Below are 17,672 nucleotides of genomic sequence, written 5' to 3'. Positions count from 1 at the left end.
CTCCTGCAGGGATGGGCGTTACTGGAGCAGCGAGTTGACTGCCTCGATGTCCTTCACGTCGATCGTGCCGGCGGCCTGCTTGAGCTGCAGCTGGTCAAGGATCAGCGCGTGGCGCGACTGCGAGTAGCTGCTCTCGGCCTGGGTGAGGGTCTGGATCGCGTTGAGCACGTTGAGCATGGTCTGCGTGCCGACGTCGAAGCCGGCGCGGGTGGCTTCCAGCGCCTTCTGGCCGGATTCGACCGAGGCCTTGTTGGCCTCCACCTGGCTGATGCCGGCGATCACCGAGCGGTAGAAGTTGAGCGTGTCGCGGGTGACCTGGCGGCGCTGGGCTTCCAGCGAATCCTCGGCGGCATCGCGCTGGTAGATCGACTGGCGCACGCGCGACTGCGTGGCGAAACCGGAGAAGATCGGCACGTTGAGCGTGATGCCCACGGTGGTGCCATAGCGGCCGTTGCGATCGGCGAAGGCGCCGCCCATGTTCTCAAGCCAGTTGGACGACGTGCCGCGGCTGACCGATGCGTTGATCGTCGGCAGGTGGCCGGCACGGGCGGAGTTGACCGAGTGCGAGGCCGCTTCGACGTTGTACTGCTGGGCGATCACGTTGGGATTGCTCTTCTGCGCCTGCTGCACCCAGGCGTTCGGATCAGCCGGCTTGGGCGGCACCATCGGCAGGTCGTCGCGCAGTTGCTTCAGGTCGCCCACCGGCTTGCCGGTGATCTGCGCCAATGCCTCGCGCGCATCGTTCAGCGCGTTGTTGGCGGCAACCGTCTGCGCCTTGGCCAGCTCGTAATACGACTTGGCCTGGTACACGTCGGTGACCGCCGACAGGCCCACGTTGAAGCGCTGCTCGGCCTGTTCGTAGGACTGCCGGAAGGCGTCCTCGTTGGCCTTGGCGTAGGCCAGCTCGTCCTGGCTGGTCAGCACGCCGAAGTAGGCGGCGGTGACGCGCACCAGCAGTTCCTGCTGCGCGGCATCGTATTGGGCGGTCTGCGAATCGGCCTGGGACTCGGCCGCGTGCAGATCGGCGATCTTGCTGAGGTCCAGGATGGTCTGGCTCAGTTCCAGCGATTCGTCGCGGCTGCGCAGGTGGCCGGCGTTGATTGGCGCGCCGCCCTCGGTGACGGTCTGCGCATTGGCGCCGCTGGACTGGCTGAAGGTGGCGCGGCCGGACAGCTGCGGCAACAGCAGGGCGCGCGTCTGCGTCACGTTCTCGCCCACCGAAAGGCGCTGCGCCTCGGCCTGGGAGAGCACCGGGTCATTGGCGCGCGCTTGGCGGTAGGCGTCCATCAGGTCCTCGCCGTGACCGGGCAGCGAGATCGCCGACAGGGCCAGGGCGAGGGTCAGCAGCTTCAAGCGCATCGGGGTTGCCTCATGCAATCGATAGGAAGTCAGAAAACGAAACGGCGCGGCGGCTCGGCGTGAGCCAGGTACGGCAGGTCGGTCTCGAACAGGTACTCCTCGCGGAAGCCGCCGGCGCCGGCCTGGGTCAGCAGGACGGCCTGCTGCACGGGCGACTCGCCGCGGATCGCCAGCAGGCGGCCGCCCGGCTTGAGCCAGCCCAGGAAACGCTGCGGGATCTGCCACACGGCGCCGGTAATCACGATGGCGTCGAACCTGTCCTGCGGCTGCCAGTCCTGCACCGCGTCGGCGGTCACCAGGGTGGCATTGGCAATGCCGGCCGTGTCCAGACGCGACCGTGCGGCCGTGGTGAAATCGCCATGCACGTCGACGCTCGTCACGTGCTCGGCGAGCATGGCGATGCAGGCGGTCAGGAAACCCGAACCGGAGCCGATCTCAAGCACGCGGTCGGTGGGCCTCAGGTCGAGCGCCTGCAGCACGCGACCCTCGATCACCGGTTTCATCATCACCTGGCCATGGCCGATCGGCAGGCACAGGTCGGCGAACGCCAGCTGGCGGTGCTCCGGCGCCACGAAATCCTCGCGTCGCACCTGCGCCAGCGCATCGAGCACGCGTGCATCGAGCACGTCCCAGGGGCGCACCTGGTTCTCGACCATGTTCTGCCGTGCCTGTTCGAAATTCATCGCCATGGTCTAACGTCCGCAAGAATCAAAAAGATCAAAAGGATAAGCGTTCGGAGGCCGCCGCGACAGTGATGTTTAGCGTGCGGCCTTGTGGCGGGTGCCCGAAGTGCCGGAAGTCACCGCGCCGGATTGACGGAAGTCATGCCCGGCGCGGTGTCCGCGGACACTGGCCACCTGTATCCAGGCAAGCGCGTCGTTGCCCACCGCCCGGCACGCGCCCTGCATGGCGGTACACTGCGCACAAGGACGAAAGAGCGGTTCAACGCAGGACCGCTTCCAAGGAAACTGGAAATAAGTAAACCGATCCGTATAATAAAGTTCCTGCTCGTTCTTGTGAAGCTGTTCCCGCCCAAGGTGTCACCATGAATTGTCCCGCCCACGCCAAGACTCCCGGCCCCGGTCGTCCGAAGGACATGGAGAAGCGCGCGGCGATCCTGGAGGCGGCCAAGGCGTTGTTCATCCGCAATGCCTTCGCCGGTACCAGCATGGACGCCGTTGCGGCCGAGGCGGGTGTGTCCAAGCTCACCGTCTACAGCCACTTCGGCGACAAGGACAATCTCTTCCGCGAAGTCATTCGCGCCCGCGTGAACGACCTCCTGCCGGAAGAGACCTACCATTTCGATCCGCACGAAGACATCGCCGACACGCTGCTGCGCGTCGCGCTGACCCACGCGAGGCTCGACTGCAATGCCGAGACCGTCGGCACCTTCCGCGCGATCCTCTCCGACTGCCGCCAGGGTAATCCCCGCTACGGCCGACTGATGTGGGAAGAGGGCGCCACGCGCACGCATGGCCTGATGGAACGCCTGCTGCAGCAGGCGGTTGACGCCGGCAAGCTCCAGATCGACGACGTGCCGCGCGCCTGCGTGCAGTTCCTCACGCTGATCAAGGGCAATTTGATGATGCGGCAGATGTTCGGCTGCTGCGAATGCCCGGACAGCTACGCCGCCGAGATCGAGGCGACCGCGCGCTCCGGCGTGAAGATGTTCCTGCGCGCCTACCTGCCGCGCTGAGCGCACCGGCTGAGCGCAGCGTGGGCTTCGCCCCACCATCGAACTTGCCCGCACCACGGTTGGCCGAACCCTCTCTGCGAGATATGCGGCGGGCCGCGCTTCACTGACGTTTCGCGCCGCCTCCACTAGCTTGCGCCGGTACCCACCACCGAGGGACCGACATGGCAAGCAAGCCGTTCCTGACCGACATCGAGGCCATCCGCAAACGCGCCCGCGAGCACATCGACCAGGGTGCGATCACCGCCGGCTACACCGCCGACCGCGAGACCGTGATCAAGCTGCTCAACGAGGCGCTGGCCACCGAGATCGTCTGCACGCTGCGCTACAAGTACCACTACTTCATGGCATCGGGGATCCACTCCCAGGCGGTCAAGGCCGAGTTCCGCGAGCACGCGCAGCAGGAGCAGGAACACGCCGACCGCATCGCCGAGCGCATCACGCAGCTGGACGGCAGGCCGAACTTCAATCCCGATGGCCTGCTCAGCCGAGCCCACGCGGACTACGCCGAAGGCGCCGACCTGGTGGACATGATCAAGGAGGACCTGGTCGCCGAACGCATCGCGATCGACACCTATCGCGCGATCATCGAGTACATCGGCGCGGACGATCCGACCACTCGCCGCATCATGGAAGAGGTGCTGGCGCAGGAGGAAGAGCACGCCGAGGACATGGCCACCCTGCTGGCGCAACTGGGCGAGAAGGGTGAGCCGGCGCGACCGGCGCAACCCCAGCCTGCGGCTAAACCATCCTCGAACGCCGGTTCCGGCTGGCAACACTGATTTACCAGCCGGCGAGCACCAGCTTGCCGATGCTGCTGCCGGACTCGATGCGACGGTGCGCTTCGCGCAGGTTCGCCGCATTGATGGGCGATAGCGTCTCCCGCGCGATGCCGCGCAGTTCGCCGGCATCGACCAGTTCCGCCACGCGCGCGAGGATGCGGCCCTGTTCGGCCAAGTCCGACGTGCCGGCGCGCGAGCGGGTGAACATCGATTCCCAGTGAATGCCGATCGACTTGGCCTTGTACGCACCACCGAGCGACACCGGTCCCTGCGGCTCCACGATCAGCCCGACATGCCCCTGCGGCGCGAGCAACTCGCCAAGGGTTTCCCAGTAACGGTCGGTGTCGGCAAGGTTGATCGCGGCGTCGATGCGAGGGTGACCAAGCGCGGCGAGCTGGGGTGCCAGCGGCTGACGGTGATCGATCGTCGCGGTCGCACCAAGCTCGCGGCACCACGCCGTCGTTTCCGGCCGCGAGGTGGTGGCGATCACGCGGAAGCCTGCCCGCCGCGCAAGCTGGATGGCCATCGAACCGACCCCGCCCGCACCCGCGATCACCAGCAGCGTGCGGCCACGGCCGCCTTGCTCGCTGTCGAAAGGCATGCGCTGGAACAACAGTTCCCAGGCGGTCAGCGAGACCAGCGGCAGCGCGGCCGCCTGCGCGGCATCCAGCGTACGGGGTGCATGGGCCACGATGCGCGCATCGACTGCCTGCCATTGCGCGTTGCTGCCGGGCCGGGTGGCATCGCCGGCGTAGTACACGCGATCGCCCTGCACGAATCCCTGCGTACGGTCGCCCACTGCTTCCACGGTGCCGGCCGCATCGAAGCCGAGCACGCGGGGCGGGGACTCGATCCCGGGCCGGGGCGCGCGCAGCTTCGCGTCGACCGGGTTGGCCGACACCGCCTCCACGCGCACCAGCAAGTCGTGCCCGCCATGCACGGGCCTGGGCAACTCCACGTCCCGGAGCGCATCCGGCTCGTCGAGCGGCAGGTAGCGGGTCAGGGCGACCGCTTTCATGCGGCATCTCCGGAGACCGGCAACACGGCGGGCACCGGCGGTGGATTGCGCTCGGCGAACATGCCGTTCCAGTACGGGTAGTAGGGGTAGGGCGGCATCACCGCGCTGGAGGTGTCGAGGCGGGCCATCTGCGAGTCGTCCAGCGACCAGCCGACTGCGCCCAGGTTGTCCCTCAACTGCGCCTCGTTGCGCGCGCCGATCAGCACGGTGGATACGGTCGGACGTTGCAACAACCAGCGGATCGCTACCTGCGGCACGCTGCGGCCGGTCTCCGCGGCGATCGACTCCAGCGCATCGACGACGCGGTAGAGCCGCTGCTCGTCCACCGGCGGCGCGTACTGCGCGGTGTCGTGCAGCCGGCTGCCGGCCGGGAGCGGCTGGCCGCGGCGGACCTTCCCGGTGAGCCGGCCCCAGCCCAGCGGGCTCCAAACCACCGCGCCCAGGCCCTGATCCCGCCCCAGCGGCATCAGCTCCCACTCGTAGTCGCGGCCGACCAGCGAGTAATAAGCCTGGTTGGCGACGAAACGCGCACGGCCATGCCGGTCGGCGGCGGCCTGCGACTTCATCAGTTGCCAGCCGGAGAAGTTGGAAGCGCCGAGATAACGCACCTTGCCGGCGCGCACCAGGTCGTCCAGCGTTGCCATGACGCTCTCGACCGGAGTCATCGCGTCGAAGTGGTGCAATTGCAGGAGGTCGATGTAGTCGGTGCCGAGCCGCTTCAGCGAGCGTTCCACGCCGCCGACCAGATGGTGGCGCGAGGCGCCGACGTCGTTCGGTCCGGCGCCTGCGCGCAGCGTCAGCTTGGTCGATATGATCGCCCGCCCGCGCCGACCCTTCAGCGCGGCGCCGAGGATCTCTTCGGAGGCGCCGTCGGAATAGACGTCCGCGGTGTCGAAGAGGTTGGCGCCGGCCTCCAGGCAGATGTCCACCAGGCGGCGCGCTTCGGTGGCGTCGGTGGCGCCCCACGCGGAGAACAGCGGGCCCTTGCCGCCGAAGGTGCCGGCGCCGAAACCCAGCGAGGGAACCATGAAGCCCGACGCGCCCAGGGCGCGGTATTCCATGCTTCCGTTCATGCGTCGGCCTCCCGCTGCACGGCAATCTCCATGCTCATCCGCCCGCCGCCGACCGACCAGTCGGAAAAGTCGTTCTCGACGAGGTAGACGAACACGTCCTGCGGGCGGATCTCCGCGTCCCGCCCGAGGCTGGCGGCGAGACGGGCGTAGAGGTCGCGCTTCATCGCATCGCTGCGTCCCCGCCGCAGCGTGATCCGGACGACGACCACGCGATCGGAGCGCTGTACGCCCAAGAAGCCGCGGTCGAACAGGAAATCGCCAGGCTGGTATTCGCAGATCAGCTGGAAGAAATCGTCGTCGGGAATACCGAGGGCCGCGACCATCGCTTCGTGCACGCCGCGGGCGATGGCGGCCTTGTGGGCGGGTGGCGTCCCGGCGGGGATGGCAACGTGGGTGAATGGCATGAAGGCTCCTGCGGCTGAGACCGAAATCGGGTGCCGGGTCTTTGGCCACCACGGCAGCGAGTGCGCAGGCTAGGCGCTTGCACTTTCGACAGAAAGCAGCACGATGGCGAATCGCTTTCAACTAATGATTGAATATCGTGGATCGACTGGACGACCTGACCCTGTTCCTGCGCGTGCTCGACCTCGGTTCGATCAGCGCTGCCGCACGCAGCCTCGGCCTTTCGGTGGCGGTCGCCAGCCAGCGCCTGAAACGCCTGGAATGCGGACTCGGCGTGCGGTTATTGCAGCGGACCACCCGCCGCCTGCACCCCACGCCGGAAGGCCGGCTGCTGGCCGAGCAGGGGCGCGCGCTGGTGGAGGACCTGGACGCGTTGACCACCGACCTGCGCCAGAGCGCCGTGAGCGTTTCGGGTACGTTGCGCATGACCCTGCCGGCCGCGTTCGGCCGCCAGTACCTCTCGCCACTGTTGCCGGAATTCCTGGCGCGCCATCCGAAGCTGCGTCTGTCCGCGCACCTGAGCGACGAGATGCAGGACCTGGTGGGCGCCGGTTACGACCTGGCGATCCGCATCGGCGCGCTGGACGATTCCAGCCTGATTGCGCGCAGGCTCGCCTCCAACCGCCGCCTGCTGTGCGCCTCGCCCGCGTACCTGGCTCGACACGGTCGGCCCCGCACGCCGGTGGAACTGGCCGATCACGAATGCGTGCTGCTGGCCGGTCGCAACGGACGGCAGGACACCTGGCGGCTGACCGACGCGCAGGGCCAGGAACACGTGGTTCGCGTGCAGGGGCGCTTCGAAAGCACGCTGGGCGAACTGGTCCGCGATGCCGCGCTGGCCGGGCAGGGCATCGCGCTGCATTCGCACTGGCATGTGCACGAGGCGCTTCGTAGCGGTCGCCTGGAAGCGGTGCTGCCCGATTACTCCCTGCCGGAAAGCGCGATCTGGGCGGTGATGCCGCAACGCCGGCTGGTGCCGCCGCGGGTGCGCGCGTTCGTGGATTTCCTGGCCGAGCACCTGGGCGAGGTGCCGCCGTGGGAGCGTGTCCCGTCGCGCGGGACATGAAAAGGCGCGCCGCCATCGTTGGCGGCGCGCCTCGGGCAGAGCGGTTTACTTCGCGGCGTTGTAGCGCTCGACGCCCGCGAGGATCTCGGCCTTTGCCTCATCGGCGCCGACCCAGCCATCGACCTTCACCCACTTGCCCTTCTCCAGGTCTTTGTAGTGCTCGAAGAAGTGGCCGATGCGCTCGAGCCAGTGCGGCGAGACGCCCTTGATGTCGCTGATGTGCGCGTAGCCGGGGAAGATCTTCGGCGCCGGAAGCACGATCAGCTTCTCGTCGCTGCCGGCCTCGTCGGACATCTTGAGCATGCCGACCGGGATGCAGCGGATCACCGAGCCCGGGATCAGCGGCAGCGGCAGGATCACCAGCGCGTCGAGCGGGTCGCCGTCGCCACCGAGCGTGCCCGGCACGTAGCCGTAGTTGCACGGATAGCGCATCGGGGTGGACAGGATGCGGTCGACGAAGATCGCCCCGCTTTCCTTCTCCACCTCGTACTTGACCGGTTCGGCGTCCTTCGGGATTTCGATGACGACGTTGATTTCGTCCGGCACGTTGCGGCCGGCGGGGACGTGATGCAGACCCATGGGAATCCTTCGTGGGGAACGAAAAAGCGAGGCGCGAAAGGATACGGCAAACGCTGCTGCAATGCAGCGAAGACGGCGGCGGCTGTTTAGCGAGCGGCCATTGAGGCCATGCTCGGGATCGAGCCTGGGGTTTGGGGCGGGCTTATCGCAGAGGCCGTTCGCGCAGCCACTTGGTGGCGATCCATTTCTCTCCGCGGATCACCGGCAGGCCGGCATGCAGTGAACTGGTGTCGCCGCCTTCGTAGGCGAAATAAACGGCCGAACCGGTCAGCGCGGTGACCGTGAGCCCGACGTTCGGGAACGCGGTGCCGCCGCCTTCCTCGGGCGTGTTGAGGTACATCACCACGCTCGCGATGCGCTGGCCACCCCGCGCGGTCACCGCCGCGTAGCCTGGCTGGGTGGGGTCGAACCAGTCGTAATGCGGCTCGTATTCCTGGCCGGGCAGGTAATGCAGCACCTGAAGGCCCTCGCCGTGCTCGACCGGAAGGTCGAGCAGCCCGGCCAGGCGTGCTTCGATGTCGCGCACCAGGGGCGTTTCTCCGAGCTTGAAGAACATCCCGGCGCTGGTGCGCCGCTCGTCCACCTGGTGCTTGCCGTCATCGGCCACGGTCATCGCGCGATCCAGCCTGGGTCGCGCCGAGTCGATCAGCGCGGCGCATTCGCCGGCATCGAGCAGGCCGTCCAGTACGCGCACGATCGGCGCCTCCATGCCGACGCTCACGCGGACCTCGCGGCCGTCGACGGACAGCCCCGGTGCGGCCGGCGCGCGGGTGCGCCGACCGTTGGGAACGTTGGCGTTGATCGAGCTCAGCGGGATCTTCAGCACCTCCGCCACCGCGCTGCGGCATTGCGCCGGCGGGTAGCCGGCGTCCTTGAGCAGCCTGAGCACTTCCGGCACGCCGTGGCCCGCCCGCGCGGTGGCCAGGATCCATTCGCGCAACTGGGGACTGATGCTGCCGGAAGAAGCTCTCATGCGTCGGGTGCAGATGGCTGCGGCGGCCGGGTGGCCGCCGCCGGGGCCGTCATTTTACGTGCTGCCACAACCAGGTGTACTCGAGCGCGTGCATGAAGGCCGACTGCTTGTTGTCCGCCGCGCCGCCGTGGCCGCCCTCGATGTTCTCGTAGAAGTCCGCGTCGTAACCCATCGCCTGCATCTTCGCAGCCATCTTGCGCGCGTGTGCGGGGCCCACGCGGTCATCGCGGGTGGAGGTGGTGAACAGCACCGGTGGGTACTGCTTGCCCGGCTCGGCGTTCTGGTACGGCGAGAAGGTCCTGATCCAGGCCCATTCGGCGGGCTTGTCCGGATCGCCGTACTCGGCCATCCAGGACGCACCGGCGGACAGGTGCGTGTACCGCTTCATGTCCAGCAGGGCGACCTGGCTGACGATCGCGCCATAGAGCTGCGGATAGAGCGTGAGCATGTTGCCCATCAGCAGACCGCCGTTGCTGCCGCCCATCGCGGCCAGGTGTTTCGGCGAGGTGACCTTGCGCCGGATCAGGTCTTCCGACACCGCCGCGAAGTCCTCGTAGGCACGCAGGCGATGGCCCTTGAGCGCGGCCTTGTGCCAGCGCGGGCCGTATTCGCCGCCGCCGCGGATGTTGGCGATCACGTAGACGCCGCCGTGCTCCAGCCAGGCGCGGCCGATGCTGCCGCTGTAGCTCGGCTGCAACGAGATCTCGAAGCCCCCGTAACCGTATTGCAGCGTGGGATGGCTGCCGTCGAACTTCAGCTCCTTCGGCGCGATCTCGAAGTACGGAACCCGGGTACCGTCTTTCGACTGCACGAAATGCTGGCTCACCTGGTACTTCGAGCCGTCGAAGAAGGCCGGGCTATGCTTGATCGCCTCGGCATCGCCGTCGCCGAGCGTGCCGTAATACAGCGTGGTCGGCTGCAGGAAGCCGGTGACGGTGAGGAAGTAGTCGTCGCTTTCGTCCGCGTCGATGCCGCCAGCATCGATCGAGGACAGCGCCGGTGCGCCCCCCAACGGCTGGCGCTTCCATGCGCCCGGTTGCGGGGTGAGCACTTCGAGCCGGTTCACCACGTCATCCATCACGTTGAGAATCAGGTGGTGGCGCGTCCAGGAATAGCCGTCCAGCGCAGTGGTATCGGTCGGCTCGAACAGCACGCTGATGTCGCGCTTGCCCGCCATGAAGTCATCGAAGTTCGCCGCCAGCAGCGAGCCGGCCTTGTAGGTGTGGCCGCCGACAGCCCAGTCGCTGCGTGGCTCGATCAGCAGCCACTCGCGCTCGACGCTGGTTTCGGCGTCGGTGGGCACGTCGATACGTGTGAGCTTGCCGTCCTTGCCCAGCAGGTAGCTCTCGCTGTCGTAGAAGGCCAGCGCGCGCTGCACGAAGCTGCGCTCGTAGCCGGGGGCCAGGTCGCGGTAGGCACTGACGGCGAGATCCTCGGGCTTGCCCTCGTAGATCGTCTTCGCCTCGGCCAGCGGCGTGCCGCGGGCCCACAGTTTGGCGATGCGCGGGTAGCTCGACTCGGTCATCGAACCGGGACCGAAGTCCGTACCCACGAAGATGTGGTCCTGGTCGGCCCAGGCCACCTGGCTCTTGGCTTCGGGCAATGCGAAGCCGCCCTCGACGAACGCCTTGTCGTGGAGGTCGAACTCGCGCACGACGTCGGCATCCGCGCCACCGCGCGAGAGCGAAAGCAGGCAGCGGCGATAGTCCGGCTTCAGGCACTGCGCGCCATGCCAGACCCAGTTCTCGTGCTCGGCCGCGGCCAGCGCATCCAGATCCAGCACCGTCTCCCAGGCTGGCTCCGCCTTGCGGTATTCGGCCAGCGTCGTGCGCCGCCACAGGCCCTTGGGGTGGGACTTGTCGCGCCAGAAGTTGTAGTAGTGCCCGCCCAGCTTCTCCACGAACGGAATCCGCTCGTTCGAGTCGAGCACTTCGAGCAGGCGGGCATCGAGCCGCTTGAATTCGGATGACTGGGCGTAGTCGGCGACGGTGGCCGCGGCCTGCTGCTTGACCCAGTCCATGGCGCGGACGCCATCGATGTCCTCGAGCCAGAGGTAAGCGTCGTCGGTGGCGTGTGCGCCGATCGGCGCGGAGGTCTGTGCGTGTGTCATGCCTGCCAGTGTGAGGCCCAGCGCGAGGGCGAGCCAGCGTGTGTGGGTCATGTCGGTGTCTTCCCCTATGCAACGGGTGAGTGTGGCCGGTGGGGTGGCGCAGTGCTGTGAGGGCAGCCAGCGCGAGCGCTGGGCTCCCTCTTGGCGTCAGAGGAGAGGCCCGTGCGTCCAACAAAAGCGAAGGCCCGTGAAGGGCCTTCGGTCGTGGGTCTATCGCAAGCGTGGCCCCTCTCCCCGGCGGGAAGAGGGTTGGCTTGAGGCGATCTACAGCAACGGGATCAACAAAAGCGCCACGATGTTGATGATCTTGATCAGCGGATTGACCGCGGGGCCGGCGGTGTCCTTGTAGGGATCGCCCACGGTGTCGCCGGTGACCGCCGCCTTGTGCGCTTCGGAGCCCTTGCCACCGTGGTTGCCGTCCTCGATGTACTTCTTGGCGTTGTCCCAGGCGCCGCCGCCGGTGGTCATGGAGATGGCCACGAACAGGCCGGTGACGATGGTGCCGATCAGCACGCCACCGAGCGCCTTGGGCCCGAGCAGCAGGCCGATCACGATCGGCACCGCCACCGGCAGCAGCGAGGGCACGATCATTTCGCGGATCGCCGAGCGGGTCAGCATGTCCACCGCGCGCGAGTAGTCGGGCTTGCCGGTGCCCTGCATGATGCCGGGGATGTCGCGGAACTGGCGGCGCACTTCCTCGACCACCGCACCGGCGGCGCGGCCGACCGCTTCCATCGCCATGGCGCTGAACAGGTAGGGGATCAGGCCGCCGATCAGCAGACCGATGATCACCATGTGGTCGGACAGGTCGAAGGCGAAGGTCTGGCCCGCGTTGTTCACCGCCAGGTTGTGCGTGTAGTCGGCGAACAGCACCAGGGCAGCCAGCGCGGCCGAACCGATCGCATAGCCCTTGGTAACCGCCTTGGTGGTGTTGCCCACGGCGTCCAGCGGATCGGTGATGCCGCGCACTTCCGGCGGCAGGTCGGCCATCTCGGCGATGCCGCCGGCGTTGTCGGTGATCGGGCCGTAGGCGTCCAGCGCCACGATCATGCCGGCCATCGACAGCATCGAAGTGGCGGCGATGGCGATGCCGTACAGGCCAGCCATGTGGAAGGCGCCCCAGATCGCGAGGCAGACGACGATCACCGGCCAGGCGGTGGCCTTCATCGACACGCCCAGGCCCGCGATGATGTTGGTGCCGTGGCCGGTGGTGGATGCCTGCGCGATGTGCCGCACCGGCTTGTACTGCGTGCCGGTGTAGTACTCGGTGATCCACACGATCAGGCCGGTCAGCACCAGCCCGATCAGCGCGCACCAGAAGATCGACATGCTGTCGATGCGACCGTCGACCGTCGGCAGGCCTTGGGGCAGGAGCTCACGGGTGACGAACCAGAAACCCACCGCCGAAAGCACGGCCGAGACGATCACGCCCTTGTACAGCGCGCCCATGATGGAACCGCCCTCGCGCACCTTGACGAAGAAGGTGGCGATGATCGAGGCGATGATCGACACGCCGCCCAGCACCAGCGGGTAGAGCACCGCGTGCGGGTCGGCGGTGAACATCAGGCCGCCCAGGAGCATGGTGGCGATTACCGTCACCGCGTAGGTTTCGAACAGGTCGGCGGCCATGCCGGCGCAGTCGCCGACGTTGTCGCCCACGTTGTCGGCGATCACCGCCGGGTTGCGCGGATCGTCCTCGGGAATGCCCGCCTCGACCTTGCCGACCAGGTCCGCGCCGACGTCCGCGCCCTTGGTGAAGATGCCTCCGCCCAGGCGCGCGAAGATCGAGATCAGCGAGCTGCCAAAGGCCAAGCCGACCAGCGGATGCAGCGGATCGGGCACGCCCAGGTGGTTGAGGGTCAGCCAGTAGCCAGTGACGCCCAGCAGCGCCAGGCCGACCACCAGCATGCCGGTGATCGCACCGCCGCGGAACGCCACGTCCATCGCAGCGCGCATGCCGCTTCGCGCGGCCTCCGCGGTGCGCACGTTGGCGCGCACCGAGACGTTCATGCCGATGTAGCCGGTGGCACCGGAAAGCACCGCGCCGATCAGGAAGCCGATCGCGGTGTACCAGCTGAGAAAGAAGCCGATGAGGACCAGCAGGACGATGCCCGCCAGCGCGATGGTGCCGTACTGGCGATTGAGGTAGGCGCGCGCGCCTTCCTGGATGGCTGCGGCGATCGCCTGCATGCGTTCGTTGCCGGCCGAGCGGCCGAGAACCCAGCGTACCGAGACCAAGCCATAGAGAATCGCGAGGACCGCGCACCCCAGCGCGATCCACAACCACATACCGTCCTGCATCTGCATTCGGTGCCTCCCCAGGTGAGTGGATACCGCGACAGGCGGGTTGCCTCACGGGCAGCTCGCCCCAGGCCGCTTCGACAGCGGCCTCGGCGAGTATAGGCAGGGGAGATGTGATTGATCGTTGTGCGCCGCAGCGGGCGCCGGAAACGCACGCGGCCGGGGCGAAACGCCCCGGCCGCGTCAGGACTTCAGAAAGCTCAGTTGAGCACGTAGTCCAGGATGATGCCGGTGGCGATGGCGACCAGCACGTAGTCGTTGTTGTCGTCGCGCACCCAGTGGTAGCCCCGCGGCGGGGGACGCAGGCGGACGCGCTCGTAGTCGCGGATGATCACGACCGGACCGTCGTAGCGGTGGCCGCGTTCCCAATGGTGGTGGCCACGACCGTGCCAGCCGTTGTCGCGGTGCCCGTGGTCATTTCCACGGCCGTGCCCGTGATCGTGGTCGGCCAGCGCCGCGCCGCTGGCGGCAAGCAGGGGCAGGGCGAACAGGGCGCTCAGCAGGAATTTCATCGTATTTCTCCCTTGCCGGGCTCGGTGGCCCGGGTGATCCGCAGCGTAGGAAGCTGCGACTGAACGCATGGTAGCCGCCTCCACAGGGCCTTCACGTGACGCTCAGCAAGAAAACCGGCGCCAGTCGCCTCAGGGAAAGGCAGGCAGGCGCCTGGCTACCGCCACGTTGCGCAGGGTGGCGTAGGCGGGCAGGCCGTCCTTGCCGTAGGGCGGCGGGGCCTCGCCGCGGATCAGCGGGGACAGGTAACGGCGCGCGGCGGTGGTGATGCCGAAGCCGTCGCGGCGGATGAACCCTTTGGGCAGCTTCTTTTCGCGGTTGGCGATCTTCTTCAATTCCGCCGGCTCGATCTTCCAGCGATAGGGCGACTCAGAGGTGCGCACGATCACCGGCATCACCGCGTTCATTCCGCCCAGCGCGAACTCCACCGCGGCGCGGCCGACGGCATAAGCCTGCAGCGCATCGGTGGCCGAGGCGAGATGCCGCGCCGAGCGCTGCAGGTAATCGGGGAGAGCCCAGTGCACCTTGTACTTGAGCTTGTCCTTGACCAGCTGCGCCAGCACCGAGGCCGCGCCGCCCAGCTGGGCGTGGCCAAAGGCGTCGCGGGTGCCGCCCTCGGCGAGAAATCGCCCGGCCGCGTCGCGCACGCCCTCGGAGGCGACCACCGTGCACCAGCCCACGCGCTCGACCGTGTCCTTGACCTTGGCCAGGAACGCGGCCTCCTCGAACACGTTTTCCGGGAACAGGATCACGTGCGGCGGCGCGTCCGGACCTTCGCCGGCCAGGCCCGCGGCGGCCGCGATCCAGCCGGCGTGGCGGCCCATCACCTCCAGCACGAAGACCTTGGTCGAGGTGTCGGCCATCGAAGCCACGTCCAGGCTGGCCTCCAGCACCGACACGGCGGTGTACTTGGCCACCGAGCCGAAACCCGGGCAGCAATCGGTCACCGCCAGGTCGTTGTCCACCGTCTTGGGCACGCCGATGCAGCGGATGTCGTAGCCCATCGCCTTGCCGAGCTGCGAGATCTTCAGCGCCGTATCGGCCGAGTCGTTGCCGCCGTTGTAGAGGAACCAGCGGATGTCGTGCGCGCGCAGCACCTCGATCAGGCGTTCGTATTCGGCGCGGTTGTCCTCCAGTGACTTGAGCTTGTAGCGGCAGGAGCCGAAAGCGCCGCCGGGCGTGTGGCGCAGCGCGGCGATCGCGGATTTCGATTCCTTCGTCGTATCGATGAGGTCCTCGCGCAGCGCGCCCAGGATGCCGTTGCGCGCCGCGTACACCGGCACGCCCTGCGCACGCGCCGCCTCGATGACGCCGGCGGCGGTGGCGTTGATCACCGCGGTGACCCCGCCGGACTGGGCGTAGAGCAGGCGACCGGAACGGGAAGCAGGACTCATGGCGATCTCCTTGGCAGGCACGGGCATGTGCCCTTGCGAAACAGCGACTTGGCGCGCATCCGGCCTTGGCTCGGTTTGACGCTACCGGGTCCAGACGGTACTTTGACGCCCCTTGGGTGAAATCTGACGAACCGCCGCAGCGTGCGTGCGGACCACACGCCCTGGAGCATTATGCGACTCGTCCTACTCGGTGCACCCGGTTCGGGCAAAGGCACGCAGGCCGCGCGGCTGAAGGCCGACCTCAACGTACCGCACATCTCCACCGGCGACATGCTGCGCGCCGCGGTGGCCGCGGGCACGCCGCTGGGTCTCAAGGCCAAGGCGGTGATGGATGCGGGTCAGCTGGTGTCCGACGACATCCTGCTGGACATGCTGGAAGAGCGCCTGGCACAGGACGATGCGCGCAACGGGTTCATCCTCGACGGCTACCCGCGCAACCTCGCCCAGGCCGACGCGTTGGACCATCTGCTCTCCCGCATCGGCCAGCCGCTGGATGCGGTGGTCAAGCTCGAGGTGCCCAGCGAGGCGATCGTCGGCCGCTGCCAGATCCGCTTTCAGGCCGAGAACCGCGCTGACGACAATCCCGACACCGTACGTAAACGCCTGGGCGTCTATGCCGAACAGACCGCGCCGGTGGCCGATTTCTACGCCAAGCGCGGCAAGCTGCAGGTGGTCGACGGCGTTGGCGAACTCGACGAAGTGACCGCGCGCATCAAGCGCGCGCTGGAAAGCGAGTCGGCCGCGGCCAACGGCTGACGCAATCTGCTCCCGCTGGCCCTTTTCTGATCAAGCACGGGCCCAGGACCGGAGTGAGGGCCGCGCGGAGCGATAGCCTGCCGCCGTATTGAAAGCCCACTCCCCGCAAGCCCGACACCCTCACCCCCAGCCCTCTCCCGGCGGGAGAGGGGAGCCCAATCCGGCGAGAGGGAGGGGTTTCGAAACACATGCGTCTGCACATCCTCGGCATTTGCGGCACCTTCATGGGCGGCGTCGCCGCGCTCGGCCGCGAGCTCGGCCTGACCGTGGAAGGCTCCGATGCCGCTGTCTATCCGCCGATGAGCACTCAGCTCGAAGCCCTCGGTATCCGCCTGATGGACGGCTATATTGCCGCGCACCTCACACCCGCGCCCGACCTGGTCGTGGTCGGCAACGCGATGACCCGCGGCAACCCGGCGGTCGAGCACATGCTCAATGCGCGCCTGCGCTACGTGTCGGGCCCCCAATGGCTGGGCGAGACCGTGCTGGCCGGTCGCGAGGTGCTGGCGGTGGCCGGCACGCACGGCAAGACCACCACCACCAGCCTGCTGGCCCACCTGCTGGACCACGCATCCAAGGATCAGGCAGGGCTGGCGCCCGGCTTCCTGATCGGCGGCGTGCCTGGCAACTTCGGCGTCTCGGCAAGGCTGGGCGACCAGGCCGCGCCGTTCGTGATCGAGGCAGACGAATACGACACCGCCTTCTTCGACAAACGCTCGAAGTTCGTGCACTACCGCCCGCGCATCGCCATCCTCAACAACCTCGAATATGACCACGCGGACATTTTCCCGGATTTGGCCGCGATCCAGCGCCAGTTCCACCACCTGGTGCGCACCGTGCCGGGCAACGGGCGGCTGGTCGTCAACGCACACGACACGAACCTCGCCGAAGTGCTGGCGATGGGCTGCTGGACGCCCGTGGAGACTTTCGGCATCGGCCAGGGCGACTGGCAGGCGCGGCTGGTCGAGGCGGATGGTTCGGTATTCGCCGTGCAGTACCGCGGCGAGATGATCGGCGAGGTACGCTGGTCGCTGCTGGGCAACCACAGCGTGCTCAATGCGCTCGCCGCGCTGGCCGCCGCCAGCGCGTCCGGCGTCGACGCGCGTGCGCTTCTGCCCGCGTTCGCCAGTTTCCGGAGCGTCAAGCGACGAATGGAACTGGTCGGCGAAGCCGGTGGCGTGCGGGTCTACGACGACTTCGCCCATCACCCGACCGCGATCGCGACCACGCTGGCCGGCCTGCGCGCCAAGGTCGGCAAGGCGCGCATCCTGGTCGCGCTGGAGCCGCGCTCCAATTCCATGCGGCTGGGCGCGCACGCGGCGGGCCTGGCGCCCTCGCTGGCGGATGCGGACGCAGTGGTGTTCCTGCACCGCCCGGAGCTGCCGTGGGATGCCGCGCGCGTGACCGAGGCGCTGCAGGGCCGCGGCCGGACCGCGCCGACGGTGGATGCCCTGGTCGAGGCCCTGCGTGCGCAGGCGCGTCCGGGCGACCACGTCGTGTTCATGTCCAACGGCGGTTTCGAGAACGCGCCGCGCCGCTTCGTCGACGTGCTGAACTAGCTTGTTCCCAGTCTTTCCGGGGAGGCTGCTGGGGGCAATGCTTGCGGGGAAGTGGTGCGAGCCGCGCCGTTCAGTCCCAGGGCAACCGTTGCCGGAC

The 17,672-nt window shown here is 67.8% G+C and carries 16 protein-coding genes; 5 read left to right on the top strand and 11 right to left on the bottom strand.

Annotated elements, in window-relative coordinates:
• Nucleotides 1-18: 18 nt before the first annotated feature.
• On the bottom strand, nt 19-1,359 hold the full coding sequence (locus tag ACFWZ4_RS10590) for a TolC family outer membrane protein (RefSeq protein ID WP_439704649.1): 1,341 nt from the start codon (nt 1,357-1,359) through the stop codon (nt 19-21).
• 29 nt (nt 1,360-1,388) lie between these two features.
• Entirely contained in the window at nt 1,389-2,048 is a 660-nt protein-coding gene (locus ACFWZ4_RS10585) for a protein-L-isoaspartate O-methyltransferase family protein (protein WP_439704648.1), read from the bottom strand.
• Nucleotides 2,049-2,404: 356 nt separating this feature from the next.
• Between ACFWZ4_RS10585 and ACFWZ4_RS10580 the strand changes: the two genes are divergently transcribed.
• A complete protein-coding gene (locus ACFWZ4_RS10580; protein WP_439704647.1) occupies nt 2,405-3,055 on the top strand; it encodes a TetR/AcrR family transcriptional regulator in 651 nt (216 codons plus the stop codon).
• Between the two features lie 161 nt (nt 3,056-3,216).
• Nucleotides 3,217-3,834, top strand: coding sequence for a ferritin-like domain-containing protein (locus tag ACFWZ4_RS10575; RefSeq protein ID WP_439704646.1), 618 nt, complete (start codon nt 3,217-3,219; stop codon nt 3,832-3,834).
• A 1-nt stretch (nt 3,835) separates the two neighbouring features.
• On the opposite strand, the gene ACFWZ4_RS10570 is transcribed toward ACFWZ4_RS10575, so the two are convergent.
• From ACFWZ4_RS10570 to ACFWZ4_RS10560, 3 genes are read right to left on the bottom strand one after another with little or no spacing between them, the layout of a single operon-like run.
• Nucleotides 3,836-4,852: a zinc-binding alcohol dehydrogenase family protein gene (locus ACFWZ4_RS10570; RefSeq protein ID WP_439704645.1), complete on the bottom strand. Its 1,017-nt coding sequence runs from the start codon at nt 4,850-4,852 to the stop codon at nt 3,836-3,838.
• Complete coding sequence (locus ACFWZ4_RS10565; RefSeq protein ID WP_439704931.1) at nt 4,849-5,913, bottom strand: aldo/keto reductase; 1,065 nt, start codon at nt 5,911-5,913, stop codon at nt 4,849-4,851. The genes ACFWZ4_RS10570 and ACFWZ4_RS10565 overlap by 4 nt, the downstream gene beginning before the upstream one ends.
• Before the next feature lie 8 nt (nt 5,914-5,921).
• Nucleotides 5,922-6,329, bottom strand: a complete 408-nt coding sequence (locus ACFWZ4_RS10560) for a tautomerase family protein (protein ID WP_439704644.1) — start codon at nt 6,327-6,329, stop codon at nt 5,922-5,924.
• A gap of 137 nt (nt 6,330-6,466) precedes the next feature.
• Between ACFWZ4_RS10560 and ACFWZ4_RS10555 the strand changes: the two genes are divergently transcribed.
• Complete coding sequence (locus ACFWZ4_RS10555; RefSeq protein WP_439704643.1) at nt 6,467-7,393, top strand: LysR family transcriptional regulator; 927 nt, start codon at nt 6,467-6,469, stop codon at nt 7,391-7,393.
• A gap of 45 nt (nt 7,394-7,438) precedes the next feature.
• Here the strand turns inward: ACFWZ4_RS10555 and ppa are convergent, their stop codons facing one another.
• The 6 genes from ppa to ACFWZ4_RS10525 all read right to left on the bottom strand — a co-directional run bounded on the left by ppa (nt 7,439) and on the right by ACFWZ4_RS10525 (nt 15,260).
• Nucleotides 7,439-7,972, bottom strand: a complete 534-nt coding sequence (gene ppa, locus ACFWZ4_RS10550; RefSeq protein ID WP_439704642.1) for an inorganic diphosphatase — start codon at nt 7,970-7,972, stop codon at nt 7,439-7,441.
• A gap of 142 nt (nt 7,973-8,114) precedes the next feature.
• Complete coding sequence (locus tag ACFWZ4_RS10545) at nt 8,115-8,945, bottom strand: 2OG-Fe(II) oxygenase (protein ID WP_439704641.1); 831 nt, start codon at nt 8,943-8,945, stop codon at nt 8,115-8,117.
• A 49-nt stretch (nt 8,946-8,994) separates the two neighbouring features.
• Complete coding sequence (locus ACFWZ4_RS10540; protein WP_439704640.1) at nt 8,995-11,106, bottom strand: prolyl oligopeptidase family serine peptidase; 2,112 nt, start codon at nt 11,104-11,106, stop codon at nt 8,995-8,997.
• A 213-nt stretch (nt 11,107-11,319) separates the two neighbouring features.
• Complete coding sequence (locus ACFWZ4_RS10535; protein WP_439704930.1) at nt 11,320-13,356, bottom strand: sodium-translocating pyrophosphatase; 2,037 nt, start codon at nt 13,354-13,356, stop codon at nt 11,320-11,322.
• Nucleotides 13,357-13,556: 200 nt separating this feature from the next.
• Entirely contained in the window at nt 13,557-13,868 is a 312-nt protein-coding gene (locus tag ACFWZ4_RS10530) for an RcnB family protein (protein WP_439704639.1), read from the bottom strand.
• Between the two features lie 129 nt (nt 13,869-13,997).
• On the bottom strand, nt 13,998-15,260 hold the full coding sequence (locus ACFWZ4_RS10525) for a 6-phosphofructokinase (protein ID WP_439704638.1): 1,263 nt from the start codon (nt 15,258-15,260) through the stop codon (nt 13,998-14,000).
• Nucleotides 15,261-15,431: 171 nt separating this feature from the next.
• Here ACFWZ4_RS10525 and ACFWZ4_RS10520 point away from each other — a divergent pair, with 171 nt between their 5' ends.
• Together ACFWZ4_RS10520 and mpl are read left to right on the top strand one after the other, a co-directional pair.
• Nucleotides 15,432-16,016, top strand: coding sequence for an adenylate kinase (locus ACFWZ4_RS10520; protein ID WP_439704637.1), 585 nt, complete (start codon nt 15,432-15,434; stop codon nt 16,014-16,016).
• 188 nt (nt 16,017-16,204) lie between these two features.
• Nucleotides 16,205-17,575: a UDP-N-acetylmuramate:L-alanyl-gamma-D-glutamyl-meso-diaminopimelate ligase gene (mpl, locus tag ACFWZ4_RS10515; RefSeq protein WP_439704636.1), complete on the top strand. Its 1,371-nt coding sequence runs from the start codon at nt 16,205-16,207 to the stop codon at nt 17,573-17,575.
• The last annotated feature ends 97 nt before the right edge of the window (nt 17,576-17,672 follow it).

Origin of the sequence: Frateuria sp. GZRe12, from assembly GCF_051900535.1 — a bacterium.
GTDB lineage: Bacteria > Pseudomonadota > Gammaproteobacteria > Xanthomonadales > Rhodanobacteraceae > Frateuria_A.
The sequence above is the reverse complement of the archived record's forward strand: the minus strand, read 5'-3'. Positions and strand labels throughout refer to the sequence as shown.

Excerpts from the sequence above, each read along its gene's own strand:
- ACFWZ4_RS10590 (WP_439704649.1), bottom strand. The coding sequence starts at position 1,359 with ATGCGCTTGAAGCTGCTGACCCTCGCCCTGGCCCTGTCGGCGATCTCG.
- ACFWZ4_RS10585 (WP_439704648.1), bottom strand. The coding sequence starts at position 2,048 with ATGGCGATGAATTTCGAACAGGCACGGCAGAACATGGTCGAGAACCAG.
- ACFWZ4_RS10580 (WP_439704647.1), top strand. The coding sequence starts at position 2,405 with ATGAATTGTCCCGCCCACGCCAAGACTCCCGGCCCCGGTCGTCCGAAG.
- ACFWZ4_RS10575 (WP_439704646.1), top strand. The coding sequence starts at position 3,217 with ATGGCAAGCAAGCCGTTCCTGACCGACATCGAGGCCATCCGCAAACGC.
- ACFWZ4_RS10570 (WP_439704645.1), bottom strand. The coding sequence starts at position 4,852 with ATGAAAGCGGTCGCCCTGACCCGCTACCTGCCGCTCGACGAGCCGGAT.
- ACFWZ4_RS10565 (WP_439704931.1), bottom strand. The coding sequence starts at position 5,913 with ATGGAATACCGCGCCCTGGGCGCGTCGGGCTTCATGGTTCCCTCGCTG.
- ACFWZ4_RS10560 (WP_439704644.1), bottom strand. The coding sequence starts at position 6,329 with ATGCCATTCACCCACGTTGCCATCCCCGCCGGGACGCCACCCGCCCAC.
- ppa (WP_439704642.1), bottom strand. The coding sequence starts at position 7,972 with ATGGGTCTGCATCACGTCCCCGCCGGCCGCAACGTGCCGGACGAAATC.
- ACFWZ4_RS10545 (WP_439704641.1), bottom strand. The coding sequence starts at position 8,945 with ATGAGAGCTTCTTCCGGCAGCATCAGTCCCCAGTTGCGCGAATGGATC.
- ACFWZ4_RS10540 (WP_439704640.1), bottom strand. The coding sequence starts at position 11,106 with ATGACCCACACACGCTGGCTCGCCCTCGCGCTGGGCCTCACACTGGCA.
- ACFWZ4_RS10535 (WP_439704930.1), bottom strand. The coding sequence starts at position 13,356 with ATGCAGGACGGTATGTGGTTGTGGATCGCGCTGGGGTGCGCGGTCCTC.
- ACFWZ4_RS10530 (WP_439704639.1), bottom strand. The coding sequence starts at position 13,868 with ATGAAATTCCTGCTGAGCGCCCTGTTCGCCCTGCCCCTGCTTGCCGCC.
- ACFWZ4_RS10525 (WP_439704638.1), bottom strand. The coding sequence starts at position 15,260 with ATGAGTCCTGCTTCCCGTTCCGGTCGCCTGCTCTACGCCCAGTCCGGC.
- ACFWZ4_RS10520 (WP_439704637.1), top strand. The coding sequence starts at position 15,432 with ATGCGACTCGTCCTACTCGGTGCACCCGGTTCGGGCAAAGGCACGCAG.
- mpl (WP_439704636.1), top strand. The coding sequence starts at position 16,205 with ATGCGTCTGCACATCCTCGGCATTTGCGGCACCTTCATGGGCGGCGTC.